General features: G+C 39.4%; 20 protein-coding genes and 1 rRNA gene (1 of these 21 only partly in view). 20 read left to right on the forward strand and 1 reads right to left on the reverse strand.

All coding sequences use genetic code 11. The features are described from left to right. Nucleotides 1–47 precede the first annotated feature (47 nt). The 15 genes from tilS to lysS all read left to right on the forward strand — a co-directional run bounded on the left by tilS (nucleotide 48) and on the right by lysS (nucleotide 15,732). A complete protein-coding gene (gene tilS / locus CSE16_RS00385; RefSeq protein WP_099422061.1) occupies nucleotides 48–1,445 on the forward strand; it encodes a tRNA lysidine(34) synthetase TilS in 1,398 nt (465 codons plus the stop codon). Nucleotides 1,446–1,477: 32 nt separating this feature from the next. Then, nucleotides 1,478–2,020, forward strand: coding sequence for a hypoxanthine phosphoribosyltransferase (gene hpt / locus CSE16_RS00390; RefSeq protein ID WP_099422062.1), 543 nt, complete (start codon nucleotides 1,478–1,480; stop codon nucleotides 2,018–2,020). A gap of 134 nt (nucleotides 2,021–2,154) precedes the next feature. Further along, a complete protein-coding gene (gene ftsH / locus CSE16_RS00395) occupies nucleotides 2,155–4,182 on the forward strand; it encodes an ATP-dependent zinc metalloprotease FtsH (RefSeq protein ID WP_099422063.1) in 2,028 nt (675 codons plus the stop codon). A gap of 144 nt (nucleotides 4,183–4,326) precedes the next feature. After that, nucleotides 4,327–5,094 (forward strand): type III pantothenate kinase, encoded by a 768-nt coding sequence (locus CSE16_RS00400; protein ID WP_099422064.1) that lies wholly within the window; start codon nucleotides 4,327–4,329, stop codon nucleotides 5,092–5,094. An 18-nt stretch (nucleotides 5,095–5,112) separates the two neighbouring features. Next, nucleotides 5,113–5,994: an Hsp33 family molecular chaperone HslO gene (gene hslO / locus CSE16_RS00405; RefSeq protein ID WP_099422065.1), complete on the forward strand. Its 882-nt coding sequence runs from the start codon at nucleotides 5,113–5,115 to the stop codon at nucleotides 5,992–5,994. After that, complete coding sequence (locus CSE16_RS00410; RefSeq protein ID WP_099422066.1) at nucleotides 5,978–6,949, forward strand: peptidyl-prolyl cis-trans isomerase; 972 nt, start codon at nucleotides 5,978–5,980, stop codon at nucleotides 6,947–6,949. Before hslO ends, CSE16_RS00410 begins: the two co-directional genes overlap by 17 nt. 199 nt (nucleotides 6,950–7,148) lie before the next feature. Further along, nucleotides 7,149–8,084: a cysteine synthase A gene (cysK, locus tag CSE16_RS00415; RefSeq protein ID WP_099422067.1), complete on the forward strand. Its 936-nt coding sequence runs from the start codon at nucleotides 7,149–7,151 to the stop codon at nucleotides 8,082–8,084. 196 nt (nucleotides 8,085–8,280) lie between these two features. Then, complete coding sequence (locus CSE16_RS00420) at nucleotides 8,281–9,690, forward strand: anthranilate synthase component I family protein (RefSeq protein WP_099422068.1); 1,410 nt, start codon at nucleotides 8,281–8,283, stop codon at nucleotides 9,688–9,690. Next, entirely contained in the window at nucleotides 9,687–10,256 is a 570-nt protein-coding gene (gene pabA / locus CSE16_RS00425) for an aminodeoxychorismate/anthranilate synthase component II (protein ID WP_099422069.1), read from the forward strand. The genes CSE16_RS00420 and pabA overlap by 4 nt, the downstream gene beginning before the upstream one ends. Before the next feature lie 13 nt (nucleotides 10,257–10,269). After that, nucleotides 10,270–11,118 (forward strand): aminodeoxychorismate lyase, encoded by an 849-nt coding sequence (pabC, locus tag CSE16_RS00430; RefSeq protein WP_099422070.1) that lies wholly within the window; start codon nucleotides 10,270–10,272, stop codon nucleotides 11,116–11,118. Next, nucleotides 11,119–11,982, forward strand: coding sequence for a dihydropteroate synthase (gene folP, locus CSE16_RS00435; RefSeq protein WP_099422071.1), 864 nt, complete (start codon nucleotides 11,119–11,121; stop codon nucleotides 11,980–11,982). A gap of 11 nt (nucleotides 11,983–11,993) precedes the next feature. Next, nucleotides 11,994–12,362 (forward strand): dihydroneopterin aldolase, encoded by a 369-nt coding sequence (gene folB, locus CSE16_RS00440; protein ID WP_099422072.1) that lies wholly within the window; start codon nucleotides 11,994–11,996, stop codon nucleotides 12,360–12,362. Further along, on the forward strand, nucleotides 12,359–12,895 hold the full coding sequence (gene folK, locus CSE16_RS00445) for a 2-amino-4-hydroxy-6-hydroxymethyldihydropteridine diphosphokinase (RefSeq protein WP_099422073.1): 537 nt from the start codon (nucleotides 12,359–12,361) through the stop codon (nucleotides 12,893–12,895). The genes folB and folK overlap by 4 nt, the downstream gene beginning before the upstream one ends. 42 nt (nucleotides 12,896–12,937) lie before the next feature. Next, nucleotides 12,938–13,984: a tRNA dihydrouridine synthase DusB gene (gene dusB / locus CSE16_RS00450; protein ID WP_099422074.1), complete on the forward strand. Its 1,047-nt coding sequence runs from the start codon at nucleotides 12,938–12,940 to the stop codon at nucleotides 13,982–13,984. A gap of 245 nt (nucleotides 13,985–14,229) precedes the next feature. Next, nucleotides 14,230–15,732 carry a lysine--tRNA ligase gene (lysS, locus tag CSE16_RS00455; protein ID WP_172954339.1) on the forward strand — a complete coding sequence of 501 codons (1,503 nt, stop codon included), beginning with the start codon at nucleotides 14,230–14,232 and terminating at the stop codon, nucleotides 15,730–15,732. A gap of 131 nt (nucleotides 15,733–15,863) precedes the next feature. Here the strand turns inward: lysS and CSE16_RS00460 are convergent, their stop codons facing one another. Then, on the reverse strand, nucleotides 15,864–16,766 hold the full coding sequence (locus CSE16_RS00460) for a M23 family metallopeptidase (protein WP_253896135.1): 903 nt from the start codon (nucleotides 16,764–16,766) through the stop codon (nucleotides 15,864–15,866). Between the two features lie 164 nt (nucleotides 16,767–16,930). Here CSE16_RS00460 and CSE16_RS00465 point away from each other — a divergent pair, with 164 nt between their 5' ends. The 5 genes from CSE16_RS00465 to CSE16_RS00485 all read left to right on the forward strand — a co-directional run. Then, the gene (locus CSE16_RS00465) at nucleotides 16,931–17,965 is read left to right on the forward strand and encodes an ABC transporter permease (RefSeq protein WP_099425706.1); all 1,035 of its coding nucleotides are present in this window, start codon (nucleotides 16,931–16,933) and stop codon (nucleotides 17,963–17,965) included. A 1-nt stretch (nucleotide 17,966) separates the two neighbouring features. Further along, complete coding sequence (locus CSE16_RS00470) at nucleotides 17,967–18,653, forward strand: ABC transporter ATP-binding protein (protein ID WP_099422076.1); 687 nt, start codon at nucleotides 17,967–17,969, stop codon at nucleotides 18,651–18,653. A gap of 213 nt (nucleotides 18,654–18,866) precedes the next feature. Beyond that, nucleotides 18,867–19,562 carry an ABC transporter ATP-binding protein gene (locus tag CSE16_RS00475; protein WP_099422077.1) on the forward strand — a complete coding sequence of 232 codons (696 nt, stop codon included), beginning with the start codon at nucleotides 18,867–18,869 and terminating at the stop codon, nucleotides 19,560–19,562. Beyond that, entirely contained in the window at nucleotides 19,552–20,835 is a 1,284-nt protein-coding gene (locus CSE16_RS00480) for an ABC transporter permease (RefSeq protein WP_099422078.1), read from the forward strand. The genes CSE16_RS00475 and CSE16_RS00480 overlap by 11 nt, the downstream gene beginning before the upstream one ends. A gap of 540 nt (nucleotides 20,836–21,375) precedes the next feature. Next, nucleotides 21,376–22,696 (forward strand): 16S ribosomal RNA (locus tag CSE16_RS00485); it runs 236 nt beyond the window's last position.

The following is a 22,696-nucleotide window of genomic DNA, read 5'->3' on the forward strand; positions in this document are numbered from 1 at the left end:
TACGCCTAGGCGTAATTGATTTGTACTATATAGAATGAGGTGAGAGGATGCACCTATTAGAGCATCAAGTTTCGGCTTATATTAAACAACATCAATTAATTACAAGTGGGGACAAATTGCTTGTCGCTTGTTCTGGAGGCGTTGATTCAATGGCGCTTCTTTCTTTTTTGTATAAATTTCAACATTATTTCAAAATAAAATTATTTGTAGCGCATGTGGACCATATGTTGCGTGGGGAAGCTTCAGAAGGTGACAGAAATTTTGTCGAACAAATATGTGCTAAGTGGGAAATTCCTGTGTTTAGCTGTGCAATTCCAATTGCTGAGTATTTAGAAAAAGAAGGTGGAAATTCCCAAGCAATTTGCCGACGTGAGCGGTATCGTTTTTTTGAAAAAATAATGACCGAGCAAAAAATCGATAAATTAGTGACTGCTCACCATGCAGATGATCAGCTAGAATCCATGTTAATGGCAATAACAAAGGCAAGTTCTTTAAATGGATTGAAAGGAATTGTGCCAAAACGACCATTTTTAAATTATTTTGTCATTCGACCATTTTTAGCTGTTACAAAAAGCGAGATAGGGGAATATTTACATACAGAAGGGCAAACTTATCGTGAGGATGCCAGCAATGAGAAAGACACGTATACTCGAAATCGTTTTCGTCATCATGTCGTACCCCTTTTAAAGCGAGAAAACCCTTCAATTTCACACCATGTCGTGCAACTAGCTGATCAAATAGCAGAAGATGATCGTTATTTAATGCAACTTGCTGAAACCCGCTTTTCAACGATTTTTAAAGAAATGAGGGAAAATTGTTATAAAGTTGTAATATCCGACTTCCAAAGAGAACCACTTGCTTTACAAAGAAGATTCATTTTAATACTATTAAAGTATCTGTATCATGATTCAAAAATGATTCAAAGCTATGCACTATGTACATCGATTTTAAAGCTATTTGACACGTCTGTTGGTAGTAGCTCTGTGAATTTACCTGAGGACTATATTGCACGGCAGCAATACGGTGAAATTGTCTTTGAAAAAAATCAGCAACCGCGTCAATTGACGAAGCAAAAACTCGCGTTAAATGAGTGGAATTCAGTCGGGGAATTACGCGTTTATATTGGAGCGCTTACGCAGTGTGAGGACTCCTTACTAGCGATGTATCAGCCATATTATTTTACGGCGTCTGCGATTCAATTTCCGCTTTTTGTGAGGATTCGTGAGGATGGGGATCGCATTGCATTAAGTGGCATGCAACAGAAGAAAAAAGTAGCACGTATTTTTATTGATGGGAAGATTCCTTTAGTAAAAAGAGCTCATTGGCCATTGTTAGTGGATGCTAATAATGAACTCTTAGCAGTAATGGCAGTACGCGTAAACAATCAATTTTCAGATGTGAGATTGGCAGCACATGATTCAGTGTTACTTGTCGCTCACATTTAAAAGCTTTAAACAATTAAAGGAGGAATCTACTTATGATTCAAAATGATATTGAGAAAATTGTAATTACAGAAGAACAAATTCAAGAGCGTATTAAGGAGCTTGGTGCGCAACTTACAGAAGAATATGCAAACAAATTCCCACTTGCTGTTGGTGTTTTAAAAGGGGCGATGCCTTTTATGACCGATTTAATGAAGCGCTTTGATTCTTATGTAGAATTAGATTTCATGGATGTAACGAGCTATGGAAATGCAACAGTTTCTTCTGGTGAAGTCAAAATTGTGAAGGACTTAAATACGAGCGTAGAAGGTCGCGATGTCCTAATTATTGAAGACATTATCGACAGTGGTTTAACATTAAGTTATTTAGTGGACCTATTTAAGTACCGTAAAGCAAAATCAATTAAAATTATTACATTACTTGATAAGCCTTCAGGTCGTAAAGTGCCTTTAAATGCGGATGTTGTTGGCTTTGAAGTACCAGACGGCTTTGTTGTTGGCTATGGTTTAGATTACGCGGAAAAATACCGTAACTTACCGTATATTGGTATTTTAAAACATGAAGTGTACTCGTTCTAATTTTGAATTTGAGCAAAATTCGTCATAATTCGTTCGAACATTAAAAATAATCGATGCTTTTCATTGTATGAAATTTTCAACGTATGTTAAGATTTTACTTATAGTTTTTCTGTAATGTTGTGAGGAGGCTGGGGATGAATCGAATATTTCGATACACCATATTTTATTTACTAATATTTCTCGTGATTATCGGGATTTTTGGCACATTTAATGGTGGTAAAAAGACAACTGAAGAAATGAGTTTTTACGAATTCTTTGAGGCTTTAGATAGTAAAAAGGTTGAATCAATAACGGTGCAACCGGACAATAAAGTATATAAAGTAGTCGGACAATTAAAAGGTGCTAAAGAGGGTGAAACATTCACTGTAAACATCCTTGAAAATGACAAAGAGTCCATTGATAGCATCATGCAAATTGAAAAGGATTATCCAGAAGTAATTGTTAAAGAAGCACCACAAACGAGCGGCTTTGTAACATTTATTACGAGCATGATTCCATTTGTAATCATTATTATTTTATTCTTCTTCCTCTTGAGTCAATCTCAAGGTGGCGGTAATAAAGTAATGAACTTTGGTAAATCAAAAGCCAAGCTGTATGATGACCAAAAGAAAAAAGTGCGCTTCACTGACGTAGCGGGTGCTGATGAAGAAAAGGCTGAGCTAGTAGAAGTGGTTGATTTCTTAAAGGATCATCGAAAATTCACAGAAATTGGTGCGCGTATCCCTAAAGGTATCCTACTTGTAGGTCCTCCAGGTACGGGTAAAACATTACTTGCACGAGCAGTAGCTGGTGAAGCAGGCGTTCCATTCTTCTCGATTTCAGGTTCTGACTTCGTTGAAATGTTCGTCGGTGTCGGTGCATCTCGTGTACGTGATTTATTCGAAAATGCGAAGAAAAATGCGCCATGTATCATTTTCATTGATGAGATTGATGCAGTTGGTCGTCAACGTGGTGCCGGTCTTGGTGGTGGTCACGATGAGCGTGAACAAACATTAAACCAGTTACTAGTTGAAATGGATGGCTTCGGTGCAAACGAAGGGATTATTATTATCGCTGCGACAAACCGTCCAGACATCCTAGATAAAGCATTATTACGCCCAGGTCGTTTTGACCGTCAAATTACGGTTGGACATCCAGATGTAAAAGGCCGTGAAGCAATCCTTAAAGTTCACGCACGTAATAAACCACTTGCTGATTCGGTTGACCTTGCTGCGGTAGCACAACGTACACCAGGATTCTCAGGTGCGGATTTAGAAAACTTATTAAACGAAGGTGCACTTGTTGCTGCTCGTAAAAATAAGAAAACAATTAACATGGCAGATATCGATGAAGCGTCAGACCGTGTCATTGCGGGTCCTGCAAAGGCAAGTCGCGTTTACTCTCAAAAAGAGAAAAAACTGGTGGCGTTCCACGAAGCAGGTCACGTTGTTGTTGGTTTAGAATTAGACGAAGCAGATACTGTTCATAAAGTAACAATCGTGCCACGTGGTCAAGCTGGTGGTTATGCGATTATGTTACCAAAGGAAGAGCGTTTCTTCACGACGAAGCAAGAATTACTTGATCGTATTGCGGGTTTACTTGGTGGACGCGTAGCAGAAGAAATCGTACTTGGCGAAGTTTCAACAGGTGCGCATAACGACTTCCAAAAAGTAACGAGTATTGCACGTGCAATGGTTACGGAATATGGTATGAGTGATAATCTTGGTGCTGTTCAATACGGCTCGAGCCAAGGAGCGAACCCATTCTTAGGACGCGACTTTAACTCAGATCAAAACTATTCAGATTCAATTGCATATGAAATTGATAAAGAAGTACAAAACATTGTTGATAAACAATATAAACGTACAAAACAAATCCTTACAGAAAAACGTGAATTACTGGATTTAATTGCGAACACTTTAATGACAAAAGAAACATTGAACGCGCAAGAAATCGAGCATTTACGTGACAACGGTACACTTCCACCAGAGGAAGTTATCGTAGAGGAAGAATCAACACCTCAAGTAATAAAAGTAGAGTCAATGCCAACAGTAGAAACGGCGGGTTCAGCTACTATTAATGAAGAGGTTGTGGGTCAAGCAACAAATCCAACGGTCGCAGATTTAAAGAAAGATGTCCCAACAGAACGTAAACAAGGCATCGATGAAGACCAACCAAAATAATTTATTGATACATTCAAAAAATCATCATTTTGACCTTTGTCAAAATGGTGATTTTTAATTGAAAAGGAAACTAAAAAATGGTTCAATTTCTGCCTTATAGGAATTTTTGAAACAGAATACGTTGAAAAAAAGTAGGTGACAGTTGTGCATTTAGTAATGGATGCTGGCAATTCCAATATCATTTTAGGGGTATATAAAAATGATAAACTGATTTATCATTGGCGAATGGAAACAGACACAAGGAAAACAGAAGATGAGTATGCGATGCAAATTAAAGCTTTTTTTTCGCATGAAGGCATTATGTTTGAACAAATTAATGGAATTATTATATCCTCAGTTGTACCACCTATTATGTTTGCTCTGGAGGCAATGTGCCAAAAATATTTTTCGATTCAACCATTAGTGGTAGGACCGGGTGTGAAAACAGGACTTAATATTAAATATGAAAACCCACGTGAAGTCGGTGCAGATCGCATAGTAAATGCGGTCGCGGCATTAGCCGAATATGGAGGGAAATCTTTAATTATTGTTGATTTTGGTACGGCCATTACGTATTGCTATTTAAATGAACGCGGTGATTATATGGGAGGCGCCATTGCACCGGGTATTGCCATTTCAACAGAAGCTTTATATACACGTGCATCCAAGCTTCCACGTATAGAAATTGCGCGAACACCGCAAATTGTAGGTAAAAATACAATTGCTGCGATGCAAGCCGGTGTGTATTATGGTTTTATAGGGCAAGTTGAGGGGATTGTCAATCGGATGAAAATGCAAAGCAAGGAAGAGCCGTTAGTCATTGCAACAGGTGGATTAGCGAAATTAATTGCAAGTGAAAGCCAAATGATTGATGTAGTTGACACTTTTTTAACATTAAAAGGTTTGCATATAATTTATAAAAGAAATCAATAGAAAAGAGGAAATTTCAACATGAAGGACTACTTAGTAAGAGCCATTGCATTTGACGGACAAGTACGGGCATTTGCAACAAAGACAACAGAAACGGTGAACGAGGCACAAAAGCGTCATAATACATGGCCGATTGTATCTGCAGCACTAGGTCGATCAATGACAGCTGCTGTTATGATGGGAGCTATGTTAAAAGGTGAAGATAAAATTACCGTAAAAATCGAGGGGAACGGTCCAATTGGTCCAATCGTTATCGATGCAGATGCAAAAGGGGATGTTCGTGGCTTCGTAACAAATCCACAAGTGCATTTTGATTTAAATGAGCAAGGTAAATTAGATGTGCGTGCTGGTGTTGGGACAGAGGGAACATTAACAATCGTGAAGGATTTAGGTTTACGCGATATGTTTTCAGGTCAAACACCGATCGTTTCAGGGGAAATTGCTGAGGACTTTACTTACTATTTCGCAAAATCAGAGCAAGTCCCTTCATCTGTTGGTTTAGGTGTATTAGTGAACCCAGACAATACGATTTTAGCATCAGGTGGCTTTATCATTCAATTAATGCCAGGCTGTGAAGGCGAAACGATTGATGAGATTGAAAAGCGTTTATCATCGATTGAGCCTGTGTCAAAAATGATTGAAAAAGGTTATACGCCAGAGCAAATTTTAGAAGCAGTATTAGGGAAAGAAAATGTTCAAATTTTATCGTCAATGCCTGTTCAGTTCCAGTGTCAGTGTTCAAAAGAGCGTTTTGGTTCGGCTATAATTGGTTTGGGTGTGCAAGAAATTGAAGACATGATTGTTGAAGATGGTCAAGCAGAGGCGCAATGTCATTTCTGTTTAGAAAAGTATCACTTCAGCCGAGAAGAACTTGAAGGATTCGTGAATGAAATCCAATCGTAATTTACACCAAACTACACCACAAACACCGCAAAATATACCGTTTACACAACGACGCTTAAAAACGAAACCAACGTTATTTTTATTATTATTTTTGTTAATAGGGAATTTATTTTGGTTTGTGTTATGGTTACTCCCATCTGAGGATTCAACATCAAAAGGCGGTAGCGAGCAAGTGGCTACTGTTGATGGAGAGGTCATTACGCGCCAACAGTGGCTTGCAGCAATGGAAAGCCGATATGGAAAAGAGACATTGCAGGACTTAGTAAATGAGGCTGTTATGGAGAAGGCCGCTAAAAAGTATAAAATTGATGTAACGGATCAAGAGATTGATTTAGAGATCGCTTTGCTACGATCTGCACAGGATGCAAATGATTCATCAATACATAGTTTGTCGACAGAGCAACTACGTCAAAGAATACGGGCACAGCTTATTTTAGAAAAAGTTTTAACGCATGATCTTGTTGTAGAAGATCAAGCAGGACAAAAATATTATGAGGATAATAAATCTCTTTATAATATTTCAACGACGTATCGAACGAGCATTATTATTGTCAATGCAAAGGAAGATGCTGAGCGCGTAGAAAAGGAATTAAAAAATGGGTCAGATTTTTCTGTTTTAGCGCGGGAGCATTCAATTGATGCAGCATCTGCCAGTCTTGGTGGGGATATAGGCTTTATTACAGAAGGTCAATCCACAACGGAGAAGGCGATTTCCTCAGCCGTTCAAAAATTAAAAGCAAAAGAAACGTCAAAGCCCTTCGTATTAAGTGATGGTCGCTATGCGATTGCGTATGTCGCAGAAGTACTAGAAGGGAAATCGTTCTCTTATGAAGATGTAGAACATCATGTAAAACGCCAAATTGCATTGGAGCAATTATCACCGTCTATTACACCTGAAGCATTTTGGGGGGCATTTGACGCAACTTGGTTTTATGGAGAAACAAAAAATAAATAAAAAATGCGATTTACGATATATTTTATATTGTAAATCGGTTTTTTTTTTTGCGCAAAGTTAAAATGTGGGTAAAATAAATAATCTGAAAATTTTATAAAAACATAGGTAAAGGTAATTGACAATGTCTAGTAAAAATTGATAAAATACGAAGTAAGGAAAACCTATAGAGTTTGTAGGGATTAAGAGGGGGATGGATAGTATGGGCAAATTAGCAAATTCAGTGGCGGATTTAGTAGGTCGTACACCGATTGTCAAATTAAATAACGCTACGGGTGAAGATGAAGGTACGGTTTATGTGAAATTAGAATATTTTAACCCAGGTTCTTCAGTTAAAGATCGTCTTGCACTAGCGATGATTGAAGCGGCTGAAAAGGATGGTACATTAAAACCAGGTGGCACAATTATTGAGCCAACATCAGGTAATACAGGGATCGGTCTTGCGATGATTGCAGCAGCAAAAGGCTATAAGGCAATTTTAGTAATGCCAGAAACAATGTCACTTGAACGACGCAATTTATTACGCGCATATGGTGCAGATTTAGTCTTAACACCGGGCCCAGAAGGAATGAAAGGTGCCATTGCAAAGGCGGAAGAATTATCAGCATCAGAAGGCTATTTCTTACCTCAGCAATTTAAAAATGCGGCCAATGCTGAAATCCATCGATTAACAACAGGCCCCGAAATTACAGAAGCATTTGAAGCGGACGGTTTACAATTAGATGCATTTGTAGCAGGTATCGGTACGGGTGGTACAATCACGGGTGCAGGTGAAGTATTAAAATCGAAATTCCCACAAATTGAAATTATTGCAGTGGAGCCAAAAGATTCTCCAATACTATCTGGTGGTAATCCAGGTCCACATAAAATTCAAGGCATTGGCGCCGGATTTATTCCAGATGTACTAGATACAAACGTTTATACGTCAGTATTCACAGTGGAAAATGAAGTAGCATTTGAATACGCACGTAAAGTAGCGCGTGAAGAAGGAATTTTAGCAGGGATTTCTTCAGGTGCAGCGATTTATGCAGCGATTGAAACGGCGAAACGTTTAGGTAAAGGGAAAAATGTATTAGCAGTCATTCCATCAAACGGTGAGCGCTACTTATCAACTCCTTTATATCAATTTGAAGATTAATTAAATGCAATTCAAAAGCATGGCGGAAATGACGCTGTGCTTTTTTGTATGAATAAAATGGAGCGGTTTAAGGGGATATCAGCAAATATTGTATTATTTAAAAAGATGCCATATAAAAATTTTCGCGTATAATTGGATTTTCACAGTATTATCAAGTTTAATAAAGAAAACAACAAGAAAAGAGGCGAACGGGTAGATGCAACAGCTAGAGTATCAAGTATTTTCCATGACAAAGGATGAATTTTTCTATAGCTTTCAACAGCAAACAAAGACCCTCAAAGAAAAGGCTTTTTTAGAAAGTGGACGCGGAGGACAATATTCCATAGCAGCCTGGCATCCAACCGCAACAGCAAAATCAGTAGAGGATGGCTTGCAAATTGCATGGCTTGATGGGACGGTCGAAGTACTACAAGGCGAGCCATTAGCACAACTTGAGCAATTGATGCATAACTACAAATTAGAACGCATTCCGCACTTGCCAGATTTCCAAGGTGGTGCTATCGGTTTTATTTCCTATGATTATGCGCGTACAATTGAGGTTTTACCCGAGCTAGCAGAGGATGATTTACAAATTCCAGATGTGTACTTTTATTTATTTGATCACTGGGCCGTACATAATGTGAAAACAAATGAAGTGACACTTATGAAGCGATTAGAAAGCAAAGTCAATTTACAGCAATGGCAACAAAAATGGCAAGTAGGAGCACAGCAAGGATTGGCTACGCGCTTATTTGGACAAGAAAATGCAACTGAAATTAATGAGGATGTAAGCGAGCTTAAAGTATCATTCCATGCACAGGATTTTGAACGAGCAATTGAAAAGATTCAGGGTTATATCGGACAAGGTGATGTGTTCCAAGTGAATTTATCCGTACGACAAGGGAAGCAATTAAATGCAGCACCAATTGTGATGTATGAAGCGGTACGTTCATTCAACCCATCTCCTTACATGGCGTATATTGAAAGTGCAGATTTTGCCGTTGTAAGTGGTTCTCCAGAATTACTCATTAAACGAGATGGCACGGAATTATCGACAAGACCAATTGCTGGCACACGTCCGCGCGGCAATTCAGAGGAGCAAGATGTAGCACTAGCAAATGAATTAATCGACAACGAAAAAGAACGGGCAGAACATGTTATGCTTGTTGATTTAGAGCGCAATGATTTAGGACGCGTCTGCCAATATGGAACGGTAGAAGTAAATGAATTTATGGTCATTGAACGTTATTCACATGTCATGCACATCGTTTCCAATGTACGCGGACAGATGGCACAAGGGAAATCCAATGCGGATGTTATTCGTGCAATGTTCCCAGGAGGCACGATTACAGGTGCGCCAAAAATTCGCACGATGGAAATTATTGAAGAATTGGAGCCTGTTCGTCGAGGACTTTATACAGGTTCGATTGGCTGGCTTGGCTATAACGGAGATTTAGAGCTCAATATTGTTATTCGTACAGCATTTATTCAAGATGGCATGGCTTATATTCAAGCGGGTGCAGGAATTGTAATTGATTCCATTCCGGGAAATGAATACTTGGAGTCGATGAATAAAGCGAAGGCAATGTGGCAAGCAAAAGCGATGGCGGAAGGAGCAGTACAATGATTTTAATGATTGATAATTATGATTCGTTTACGTATAACATCGTGCAATATTTAGGAGAGTTTGGCTATGATATCGTTGTCAAACGTAATGATGAAATTACAGTGGACGATATCAACGCGCTTTCACCAAAAATGATTGTCATTTCACCAGGACCATGCACACCAAATGAAGCAGGAGAAAGCTTAAACATTATTGAACAGTTTGCTGGCAAACTCCCGATATTAGGCGTTTGTTTAGGTCATCAAGCGATTGCGCAAGTATTTGGGGGGAATGTTATCCGAGCAGAACGCTTAATGCACGGCAAAACGTCACCAGTCATGCATAGCGGTATTGGATTACATAAAAACAATGCCAATCCGTTTCAGGCGACACGTTATCATTCATTAATCGTAGAGCGTGAATCATTGCCATCTTGTTTAGAGGTAACTGCGTGGACAGCAGAAGGTGAAATAATGGGACTCCGTCATAAAGAATGGCCGATTGAAGGGGTGCAATATCATCCAGAATCGATCATGACGGAGGATGGCAAACAATTGTTGCGCACGTTTATCGAACTGTACTGCTAAGGGGGAGTCGACTGTGCTTTGTTGGATGAATGGACACTATATTGAAGAGCAAGAGATGAGAATTTCACCATTTGATCATGGTTTTTTATATGGACTTGGTTTTTTCGAAACGTTTCGCACGTACGAGGGACAGGCTGTTTTGTTACAAGAGCATTTGAATCGATTATTAGAGGCATTGAAAGAATACCGAATTGCGTTTCCTTATACGCTAACTGAGCTAGAAGAAATCATACGTCAATTAAATGCGCAAGATGGGCAGGATGGCTATTTTAGGTTGAATGTTTCGGCAGGTCCACATAGTATCGGGTTAGCACCAACGGAATATGTGGCACCGACAGTCATTGTTTTCCGTAAGCCATTGCAAGTAGCAAAGCGTGGTACGGAAAAACAAGCGGTATGGCTAAAAACGCCGCGCAATAGCCCCGAGCAAGAAATCCGCTATAAAAGCCACCATTATGGAAATAACGTGAGAGCTCGACTGGAGTTGCCGAGCTTGGCGGAATTTGAAGGTTTTTTTACAACGAATCAAGGTATTGTAGCCGAGGGAATCACATCAAATGTTTTTTGGGTGAAAGGTGGTATACTGTTTACGCCATCTATAGAAACGGGTATCTTACCGGGAATTACGAGAAAAGTCGTACTCGAATTAGCACAGCAGATGAAAATCCCTGTTCGTGAAGGGTCTTTTATTAAGCAGGAGCTTGAACAGGCAGATGAATGCTTTATTACGACGGCGGTACAAGAGCTTGTACCGATTTCGAATATAGACCAAATCTGTTTTGCGGGCAATGAGGGTCGAATTTATGGAAAATTACACAACGTCTACTTACAAAATATTGTCGATCGATTAGGGAGAAAATAAATGTTAGAAAAATATAAAACACCCTTACTTATCAATAACGTTGCGCTGGATTATTCGAAGGAAACATTTGTGATGGGTATTTTAAATGTGACACCCGATTCATTTTCAGATGGGGGACATTATGATTCCGTTGAGACTGCTTTAAAGCAGGCAAAGAAAATGGTAGCGGATGGGGCAAAAATAATCGATGTTGGTGGTGAATCAACACGTCCAGGCTACACACGTATTTCAGACGAAGAAGAAATTGCGCGCATTGTACCGGTCATCCGAGCTCTTGTGAAGGAAGTATCCGCGATTATTTCAGTGGATACGTATAAATCCACAGTGGCGCGTGCGGCGATTGAAGCTGGGGCACATATGATCAATGATATTTGGGGGGCAAAGGCAGATCCACAAATGGCGAATGTCGCTGCCGAGCTAAATGTTCCAATTATTTTAATGCACAATAGAAATACAGCGACGTATACAAACTATTGGTCAGAATTTATGGCTGATATGGAGGAAAGCATTGCGATCGTTAAAAATGCAGGCGTTCCAGATAAACATATTTTACTTGATCCGGGTATCGGTTTTGTGAAAAATTTGAGCCAAAGTATTGAAACGATGCAACGTCTTGATGAATTAGTAGCACTTGGTTATCCAGTGCTTCTTGCAACATCACGTAAGCGGATGATTGGAACGGTGTTAGATTTGCCTGTTGAGGAACGTGTGGAAGGAACAGCCGCTACTTGTGCATTTGGTGTACAAAAGGGCTGTCATATGATGCGTGTTCATGATGTGAAGGAAGTCGCACGTACAGTAAAAATGATGGATGCGTTAGTTGGGAAATATATTGTCCAAGGTGAATTGGAACCAAGACATTAAGGAGTGACAACATGGATTATATTCATTTAAGAGAAATGCAATTTTTCGGCTATCATGGAGTACTACCAGAAGAGAATGTGCTAGGCCAACGGTTCCGTGCCAATGTATCGTTAGCAGTAAACATGAAGCAAGCTGGTGAAACCGATGAGTTAACCGATACAGTTAGCTATGTAGGTGTATATGATATATGCAAAGAGATCATGGAGGGAAAGCCATTCAAGCTAATTGAGGCGGTAGCAGAAACGATTGCTACGCGCATTTTGACACAATATGAAGGGCAAATTTTCGGTTGCCGTGTGGAAGTGATTAAGCCAGATCCACCAATTCCAGGACATTATAAGGAAGTTGCGGTGGAAATTGTGCGAGGTACATTTTCATGAATGAAGTGTATTTATCAATTGGAACAAATATTGGAGAACGTGAAAAAAACTTGCAGCAGGCAGTTCAGGCTTTAATGGAACAATCCGCTGTTCAAGTGAAGCGTGTCTCGTCCATTTATGAAACGGCAGCAGTTGGCTATACAGAACAAGCGGATTTTTTGAACATTGCAGTAGCGGTTGAATCACCGTTAATGGCCCAGGAATTACTTGAGGTTTGTCAGTCAATCGAAAATGAATTAGGGCGAGTTCGAGAAATGCGTTGGGGTCCTCGAATCATTGACCTTGACATCTTGCTCTATAATCACGAAAATATTGAAACAGAAAGCTTAATTATTCCGCATCCAAGAATGTATGAACGTGCATTTGTTTTAGTACCCTTGCAGGAAATTGCGCCTAGTGATGAGATGATTCATGAAAAATCTACGCGCACTTTGCAAGCATTCAATATAGAACAAGAAGGCGTAAAGCTTTGGAAAAAGGTAGATTCGGTCGATGAATTCATGCGTTTCGAAAGTTTAAACGAATTTAAATAGGTAGTGTATTAAAGGTTAATACCAATACAGGAGGAAATAACAATGACAAGCGTACCAAGCGTACAAGAAAAGCCATTCCAAATTGGTAAACATGTCATGGATAACCGTGTTGTACTTGCCCCAATGGCAGGTATTTGTAACTCGGCATTCCGCTTAACAGTAAAAGAATTTGGCGCAGGTTTAGTCTATGCGGAAATGATTAGTGACAAAGCGATTAACTTCCGCAATGAAAAAACAATGGGCATGCTGTATATTGACGAGCGTGAAAACCCACTCTCTCTTCAAATTTTCGGTGGCGATAAGGAAAATTTAGTACAAGCTGCCAAGTATGTAGATAAAAACACACCTGCAGACATTATTGATATTAATATGGGTTGCCCTGTTAATAAAATTATTAAATGCGAAGCGGGTGCGAAGCTTTTATTAGATCCAAATAAAATTTACGAAATGGTAGCGGCGGTAGTAGATGCTGTAGATAAACCAGTTTCAGTGAAGATGCGAATCGGATGGGATGACGAGCGTGTATTTGCAGTAGAAAATGCGCAAGCTGCAGAACGTGCTGGTGCTTCAGCTATTGCGATGCATGGTCGTACACGTGTTCAAATGTATGAAGGAAAAGCAAACTGGGATATTTTAAAAGAAGTAAATGAAAATATTAATATCCCGTTTATGGCAAATGGCGATGTAGAAACGCCGCAAGATGCGAAACGTATTTTAGAGCATACAGGGGCAGATGGTGTTATGATCGGTCGCGCAGCACTGGGAAACCCATGGATGATTTATCAAACGGTACACTATCTTGAGACGGGTGAGTTAAAACCAGAGCCAAGTGTACGCGAAAAAATGGATGTATGCTTACTTCATTTTGAACGCTTAATGCAATTAAAAGGTGAAACAGTGGCAGTGCGCGAAATGCGTAAACATGCATCGTGGTATTTAAAAGGAATTCGTGGCAATGGTAAAATCCGCAATGCCATTAACCAAGCAGAAACAAAGCTAGAATTAGTGACGTTAATTAATAATGTTGTATCAGAAATAGAAGAACTCGAAGCTATGGTAGCGGAAGTGGCAAAAACAGAAATCGTCTGAAATCGTGGAACAGAGGCTAAAAATACCGCGTCCTACGGCAACGCCTGAGTGACCAATAACCTATTGGCCCAATGCATAATGGAAAGACAAAAACATCACAATTGTGGTGTTTTTCTTTTTTCAGAAAAATACAATATTTCGAAAACGATGTGAATTAATTCGAAATGGGTGAACGCACGACAGAAATACGGTACAATAGAAATATTGTAAAAGTGTCGCGCGGACTGCGAACAACTAATTAAGGAGTGACAAACGTGTCAAACATAGAAGAATTAAACGACCAACTTTTGGTTCGTCGCCAAAAGATGACAGATATTCGTGAAAACGGCTTAGATCCATTTGGTGGACGTTTCGAACGTACGCATTTATCAACAGAGGTAACAGTGGAGTTCGATCAGTTCGATAAAGAGCAATTAGAAGCAGAACCAAAAGAAGTTGTAATCGCAGGACGTATTATGACAAAGCGCGGTAAAGGAAAAGCTGGATTTGCGCATCTTCAAGATTTAGCGGGTCAAATTCAAATTTACGTGCGTAAAGATGCTGTGGGCGATGATGCATACGAGCTTTTCAATAAAGCGGATCTTGGCGATATCGTCGGTGTAAAAGGGAATGTATTCCGTACACAAGTAGGCGAATTATCAGTAAAAGCAACAGAATTCATTTTCTTAACAAAAGCATTGCGTCCGATGCCGGAGAAGTTCCATGGTTTACAAGACATTGAACAACGCTACCGTCAACGTTATTTAGATTTAATGACAAACGCAGACAGCAAGGAAACATTCATTGCACGTTCAAAAATTATTCGTGCGATTCGTAACTACTTAGATAATCAAGGCTTTTTAGAAGTGGAAACACCTATGCTTCACACAATTGCTGGTGGTGCAGCGGCACGTCCGTTTATTACACATCACAACGCATTAGATATGGAATTATACATGCGTATCGCAATTGAGCTACATTTAAAACGTTTAATCGTTGGTGGCTTAGAAAAAGTATACGAAATCGGTCGTGTATTCCGTAATGAAGGTGTTTCAACTCGTCATAATCCAGAATTCACGATGATTGAATTATATGAAGCGTACGCGGATTACAATGACATTATGGATTTAACTGAAAATTTAGTTGCCCATGTTGCACAAGAAGTATTAGGTACAACTTCTGTACAGTACGGAGAAGACACAATCGATTTAGCGGTAGGTTGGAAACGTCAACATATGGTCGATGCAGTTAAGGAAGCAACAGGTGTAGATTTCTGGACACCAATGACAGTAGAAGAAGCGCGTGCACATGCAAAAGAACACGGTGTTGAAATTAAAGACGCGCATGAAGTAGGTCACATTATTAATGAATTCTTCGAGCAAAAAGTAGAAGAAACATTAGTGCAGCCAACATTCATTACAGGTCATCCAGTGGAAATTTCACCACTTGCGAAGAAAAACCCTGCAGACGAGCGCTTCACAGACCGCTTTGAGTTATTTATCGTTCGTCGTGAGCATGCAAATGCCTTCACAGAATTAAATGACCCAATCGATCAACGCGAACGCTTTGAAGCTCAAATGGCTGAAAAAGCAGCGGGTAACGATGAAGCACATGAAATGGACAATGATTTCATCGAAGCATTAGAATACGGTATGCCGCCAACTGGTGGATTAGGTATCGGAATTGACCGCCTAATCATGCTATTAACAAACTCACCATCAATCCGTGACGTACTATTATTCCCAACAATGCGTCATACAGCGAAATAATTATAGAAAAAGTAAAACAGGAAAACCTGTGCGAGAGACGCGCGGGTTTTCCTGTTTTTTTACTTAAAAAATTGGGCGATCGCTCTTGGAACTAACAAAAGAAACTCACTAAGCGTCAAGGTGTTTCCATCTTATTGAAATTTTTCCTTGAACGTACCTTGCTGTTGTGAAGTATTTGAAATCGTGTCCCCTTGAATTGGTTCAATCCCGTCTTTAAATTGAATCCTCAATGAATTTGCATTTTGTAAATCAGGCGAATCCATAATGTGAAAATGTAAATGCGGTTCGGAAGAGTTTCCGGAATTCCCGCACTTTCCAATGCATTGCCCTTCTTTTACAAGCTCTCCTATTACAACTTGGATGGAGTCTTTCTTTAAATGCGCTAACAAACTATATTCTTTATTAGCATGTTCCAGGACAACATAGTTTCCTGCAGCGTTTTCAGCATCCATTTCACCAGGAATACAATCCACAAAGCCATCCATCAATTTAATCACCTTACCATCTGCAGGGGCTAAAATTTCCTCATTAAATGCGTAGAAGTTTTCGTTTCGAGTGGGCGTATTTTGAAAAGATACGCCTTCATGAACTTTCACAAGGTCGTATGCATAGCGCATATGTTCATAGGCATAATGGTAGTTGATGAATTCATTGGCACCGCCCCAAAAAACAAACCATTCACCCGATATTGGCATGCTATACGCATTTTGAGTCAAGCGATTGTCGGTGTCAGGATAAGTTATGTACGGCTTTATTAATAAACTTTGAATTTGATTGAATTGATCAAAAGAAACAGCAATTCCTCTTTCTTTTTGATCATCTAACCAAATATAGCGATCTAAATTTTGCAATGAGGATGTAAATTCAATTTGATAATGTCGAACGCCTTCATTAAAAGATGAAGCTACTGTAATGAATTGTTCTAATGATAGTAATTGTTGGAAATCAGACGACGTGCAACGGTAAATTTCCTCGAAACCTTCACTTTGAAATATCTGACCAAACTGTTCAGGATTAATAAAAGAAAATGACAATGAAAAAACCTCCTATTTATACAACAAAATGGTAATTATCTTTCTGTACGTAATAGCGAACGGAAAAGTTCCGGCATTTTATCTGATTAATTATGAAGTAAGTTCATATTCAGTTCAGATAGCTATTATAAGATGGGGGTAGAAAATAAATGGGGGGTAAAATAATGAAATTAGCATTAAAAGAAATTAAAAAAAATAAAGCTAAATTTGTAATTTTAGGATCAATCGTTTTTTTAGTTAGTTTATTAACGTTTATGATATCAGGACTAGCAAATGGTCTATCACAAGACAATGCGGCTTTAGTTATAGATTTACCAGAAGGACAGTTTTATATGAGTGATGACGCGGACCAAACGCTTAATATGTCACGAATTAATGAAAAGTCCCAACAGCAAGTACTCGACGAGCAAGAGGATGCAGTGGCGCTTTCGATTCAAATGGGTTTTGTCAATGACGCAGCAGACAAACAGCACGGTGTAGCATTCGTCACTTCGACAGAGTCCCCTTATTTTGAAAATGTAAAAGCAGGAGAAGTTGTATTAGACAAATCATTACAAGATAAAGGGATTCAATTAGGTGATGTTTTAACGAATAATCAATTTTCAGGTGAACTAAAAGTGGTTGGCTTTGTTGATTTAAAAAAATTCAGCCATTCTCCAGTGGCATATATTAATATAGAAAACTTCAAAGAAATCTATCGCGTTAATGAATTGCAATTACTGTATGTTCCGAATGGTGACGATACTGCGCAATATGCAGGTTTAGAAGGATTTTCAAACAAGCAATTTTTAAATACGATTTCAAGCTATAAAGCAGAACAACTTTCATTAAATATGATTGTGTGGTTTTTAGTTGTCATTAGCGGAATGTTATTTGCCATTTTCTTCTATATGATGAATGTACAAAAAATCGGCCTTTACGGTATTTTAAAGGCAATCGGCTTGAAGACGAGCAATCTGTTCGTGCTTATTTGGACGCAAATGATTGTGATTACAAGTATTGCATTAATTATTTCGATCACGCTCAGCCAATTATTCAATAGCTTTGCTCCAAGCGGTATGCCATTTACTTTAACTTTTGCGACAACACTTCAACTTTCAGGTGTATTTTTAGTCATTGGCTTTATCGGCTCGACATTATCAGGTGTACAAATCAAAAATATTGAACCACTACAAGCAATTCAACAAGGAGAGGCTTAATATGACGATTTTTCAATTAGAAGGAATTCGTAAATCATTTAAAACGGGTGAAGTGCAGGAAGAAATATTAAAGGGTGTTAATTTAACACTACAAGAAGGAGAAATTACGGCACTTGTCGGCGCATCGGGTTCAGGAAAAAGTACGTTGTTAACGATTGCCGCTGGTCTACAGCCAACGACAGAGGGAAAAATTGCTTTTAACGGGCAGGTTGTAACCGATATGAGTGCAGAACAAATACGTGTTTTACGAGCTAAGCAATTCGGGTTTGTATTTCAATTTGCACATTTAGTTCCTTTTTTAACGGTAGAAGAGCAATTGGGATTAATGTTAGAGGTAGCGGAAACAAAGCTTAAAAAGCGTGAGCAACAACAAGAGATAGCACGTGTACTAGAGTTAGTTGGAATGAATCATCGAAAATCAGCCTATCCGGCATCATTATCCGGTGGGGAAAAGCAGCGTGTCGCGATTGCCCGTGCAATCATTCATCAACCAAAAATTCTATTTGCTGATGAACCGACAGCGAGCCTTGATTCAAAACGCTCAGCAGAAGTGATGTGTTTAATTCAAGAGCTGACAAAAAAACTGAACATCACGACATTAATGGTGACACATGATGAGGAGATGCTGATGTATACAGATAATATCGTCAAAATGAGTGATGGTGTCATTATCGAAGAAGTTCATTAATTTTATAAAATTTTTTGGTGAAACACACAGACTTGTTTTGTGTGTTTTTTTGTATGTACTTATTCATGGAGGGTGTAACCAAAATAAAGTGAGCGGTACTTACTTCAATTGCCAGCGAATCTTCCTTAAGAATATCTTCATATTTCCCTACACTTAATCTTCAGAATTACTTGTTACACTTATAAATAGAAACTGAAATAAAGGATGGTATAAATGATTACAGTCAAAAACCTAACTCATGCCTTTACGATTGGAAAAAAGGATAAAGAGAAAAAGGTATATGTATTAAAAGGGATCGAGTTTTCTGTTGAGGAAGGCGAAATCGTTTCAATTGTAGGGAAAAGTGGCTCAGGGAAATCAACATTGCTGCAAGTGTTAGCAGGGTTTTTAAAACCTAATAGTGGCTCTGTTTTAATACGAGGAACAGAAATGGCGCAGTTCTCGGAAAAAGAAAGTGCGGCATTTCGCTTAAAACATTTCGGGTTTATTTTTCAAAACTTTCAGTTACTTCCAGGGCAAAATGTATTTGAAAACGTTGAATTGCCTTTAAAGTTAAAAGGGATCAATCCTAGTATTCGAAAGCAAAAAGTCCAGCAATTGCTAGAGCGTGTCGGTTTATCAGAAGTAGCTGATCATTATCCGAACGAACTATCAGGTGGACAGCAACAGCGTGTATCGATTGCGCGAGCGATGGTAACTGATCCACCCGTTATTTTAGCGGACGAGCCAACCGGAAGCTTAGATATGCAAACGGAGCAGGAAATTTTGTCACTTATCCAGCAACTCAATTCAGAGAATATGATTACGTTTATAATTATCACACATGATGAGGAAGTCGCTTCTATTGCTAATCGCACCTTACGTATGTCCGACGGTGTATTAAAGGAGGCTAACGCGAATGCTATTTAAAGACCAACTCCAATTTGTGTTCCAACATATGAAGAAAAACAAATTACGCGTAACCACAACAATTTTGGCAACGATGATTGGCTGTGCCTTTTTAATCGTACTTGCTTCTATTGGTTTTGGAATTCAATCGACAATGCAAAATGAAATATTAAATCGTGAAGAAATTACTGAAATCCAGCTATGGGGAGAAGAAGAGCTAACAAAAGAGGACGAGCAATGGATTCAAAGCTTAGATCATGTAAATGTAATTTTAAGTAAAGCTGATCTACCCGGTTCTGTAGAGGGGGTATTTGAAGAGCGTGAAAGTATTTCAACTGGATTGTTAATCGATATGGAGGCACAACAAAAGTTACCAAACACATTAAGCGCGGGGAAGTTGCCGAAAACTGGTGAAGAAATTGTTGTCGGATATCATTTCGCTCAAAATCTACTAAATGAAGATGATAAGCAAGCCATCCAGGAAAAGTCGCAAGAGGCGGCCGCAAATGACTCTTGGTATGATGGTTCAGATGAAGGTTATAAAGGTGATCTTATTGGAAAAGAAATCTCGCTTACATTGCCAATTGATGAAAATGGGACAGTAGCAGAACAGCGCACATTTAAAATTGTGGGTATTTGGAAAGAACCTTCCTATGAATGGTATCAAGATACGACCATCTATTTTAATGAAAAAGTAAAGACATTATATGAAGAATTGCTAGTATACCCCAATTCAACGATTTATGTAGACTCATTAGAGTATGTAATTCCGGTATTAGAACAATTAAAGGAAAAGAATTATCCTGTTTTTTCAGTGGTCGAGCAATTAGAACAAATGAATATGTTCTTTACCGTTTTAAAGTTAGGTTTAATTTTCGTCGGAACCATTGCCGTGTTAATCGCCTCGATTGGAATTTTTAATACAATGACGATGGCGGTAACAGAACGTACGAGAGAAATTGGCGTTTTAAAAGCAATTGGTGCTTCACCTAATATTATTCAACGCTTATTTCTAATGGAAAGTGCATTCATTGGGTTGATTGGTACCGTATTAGCAATTGCGCTATCCTATATTATCAGTCTTACAGCAAATGCATTGTTACCTCATATATTAGCCTTTGCGATGTCGCAAGAGGATCTATCAGAAATGGATATTGTGTTTTCAGCGATTCCTATTAGTCTAGTGCTCATGGCAGGGAGTATTAGCTTAGCTGTTGCAATCTTATCTGGATGGCGCCCTGCACGTAAGGCAACTAAAATAGAGGTTATTCAAGCACTTCGCCAAGAGTTATAATAATGAACAAGCCGTAATACCTAAAGTGGTATTGCGGCTTTGCTTTAATGTAATAAGTAAGAGTTATCGTGTTATAATAATTCTTTAAGGAGATTGGAATAATATCGAACTCGAAAATACATCAATATACTCACTTAAATATATATCTTGTAAAATTAAATTTAATCTCATAAAATCTATTGCTTTTAAATTTGTTACATGTTAAATTATTAGACGTCGCCAAAACAAGGCGGACAAACATCTGGTAAGTAAGATGAAAAACCTTTCAAAAAAGAATTGACATTTGAAAATGAAGATGGTAAGATATAAAAGTTGATGTTGAAAAACAGTGAAAACAACTTTTAAAAAGTTGTTGACATAACATAAGAGGTTATGTTAAAATATAAAAGTTGTCACTTTGAAAGAGATAACGAAATGAACCTTGAAAACTGAACAAGCAAACGTTAATGATTTAAACGTTTAAGTGATGAACTTAAACAAAACATAGATATCAACTTTATGTTGATACGCTAGCAAAGCAAATGAGCTTTCAAACTAACTTTTATGGAGAGTTTGATCCTGGCTCAGGACGAACGCTGGCGGCGTGCCTAATACATGCAAGTCGAGCGGACTTTCATTGGATGCTTGCATCCTTTGAAAGTTAGCGGCGGACGGGTGAGTAACACGTGGGTAACCTACCCTGTAGATTGGGATAACTCCGGGAAACCGGGGCTAATACCGAATAACACTTTTGAGCTCATGTTCGAAAGTTAAAAGATGGTTTCGGCTATCACTACAGGATGGGCCCGCGGCGCATTAGCTAGTTGGTGAGGTAACGGCTCACCAAGGCAACGATGCGTAGCCGACCTGAGAGGGTGATCGGCCACACTGGGACTGAGACACGGCCCAGACTCCTACGGGAGGCAGCAGTAGGGAATCTTCCACAATGGACGAAAGTCTGATGGAGCAACGCCGCGTGAGTGAAGAAGGATTTCGGTTCGTAAAACTCTGTTGCAAGGGAAGAACAAGTAGCGTAGTAACTGGCGCTACCTTGACGGTACCTTGTTAGAAAGCCACGGCTAACTACGTGCCAGCAGCCGCGGTAATACGTAGGTGGCAAGCGTTGTCCGGAATTATTGGGCGTAAAGCGCGCGCAGGTGGTTTCTTAAGTCTGATGTGAAAGCCCACGGCTCAACCGTGGAGGGTCATTGGAAACTGGGAAACTTGAGTGCAGAAGAGGATAGTGGAATTCCAAGTGTAGCGGTGAAATGCGTAGAGATTTGGAGGAACACCAGTGGCGAAGGCGACTATCTGGTCTGTAACTGACACTGAGGCGCGAAAGCGTGGGGAGCAAACAGGATTAGATACCCTGGTAGTCCACGCCGTAAACGATGAGTGCTAAGTGTTGGGGGGTTTCCGCCCCTCAGTGCTGCAGCTAACGCATTAAGCACTCCGCCTGGGGAGTACGGTCGCAAGACTGAAACTCAAAGGAATTGACGGGGGCCCGCACAAGCGGTGGAGCATGTGGTTTAATTCGAAGCAACGCGAAGAACCTTACCAGGTCTTGACATCCCATTGACCACTGTAGAGATACAGTTTTCCCTTCGGGGACAACGGTGACAGGTGGTGCATGGTTGTCGTCAGCTCGTGTCGTGAGATGTTGGGTTAAGTCCCGCAACGAGCGCAACCCTTATTCTTAGTTGCCATCATTTAGTTGGGCACTCTAAGGAGACTGCCGGTGACAAACCGGAGGAAGGTGGGGATGACGTCAAATCATCATGCCCCTTATGACCTGGGCTACACACGTGCTACAATGGACGGTACAAACGGTTGCCAACCCGCGAGGGGGAGCTAATCCGATAAAACCGTTCTCAGTTCGGAT

It is taken from the genome of Solibacillus sp. R5-41, from assembly GCF_002736105.1.
In the GTDB taxonomy this organism is placed as follows: Bacteria; Bacillota; Bacilli; order Bacillales_A; family Planococcaceae; genus Solibacillus.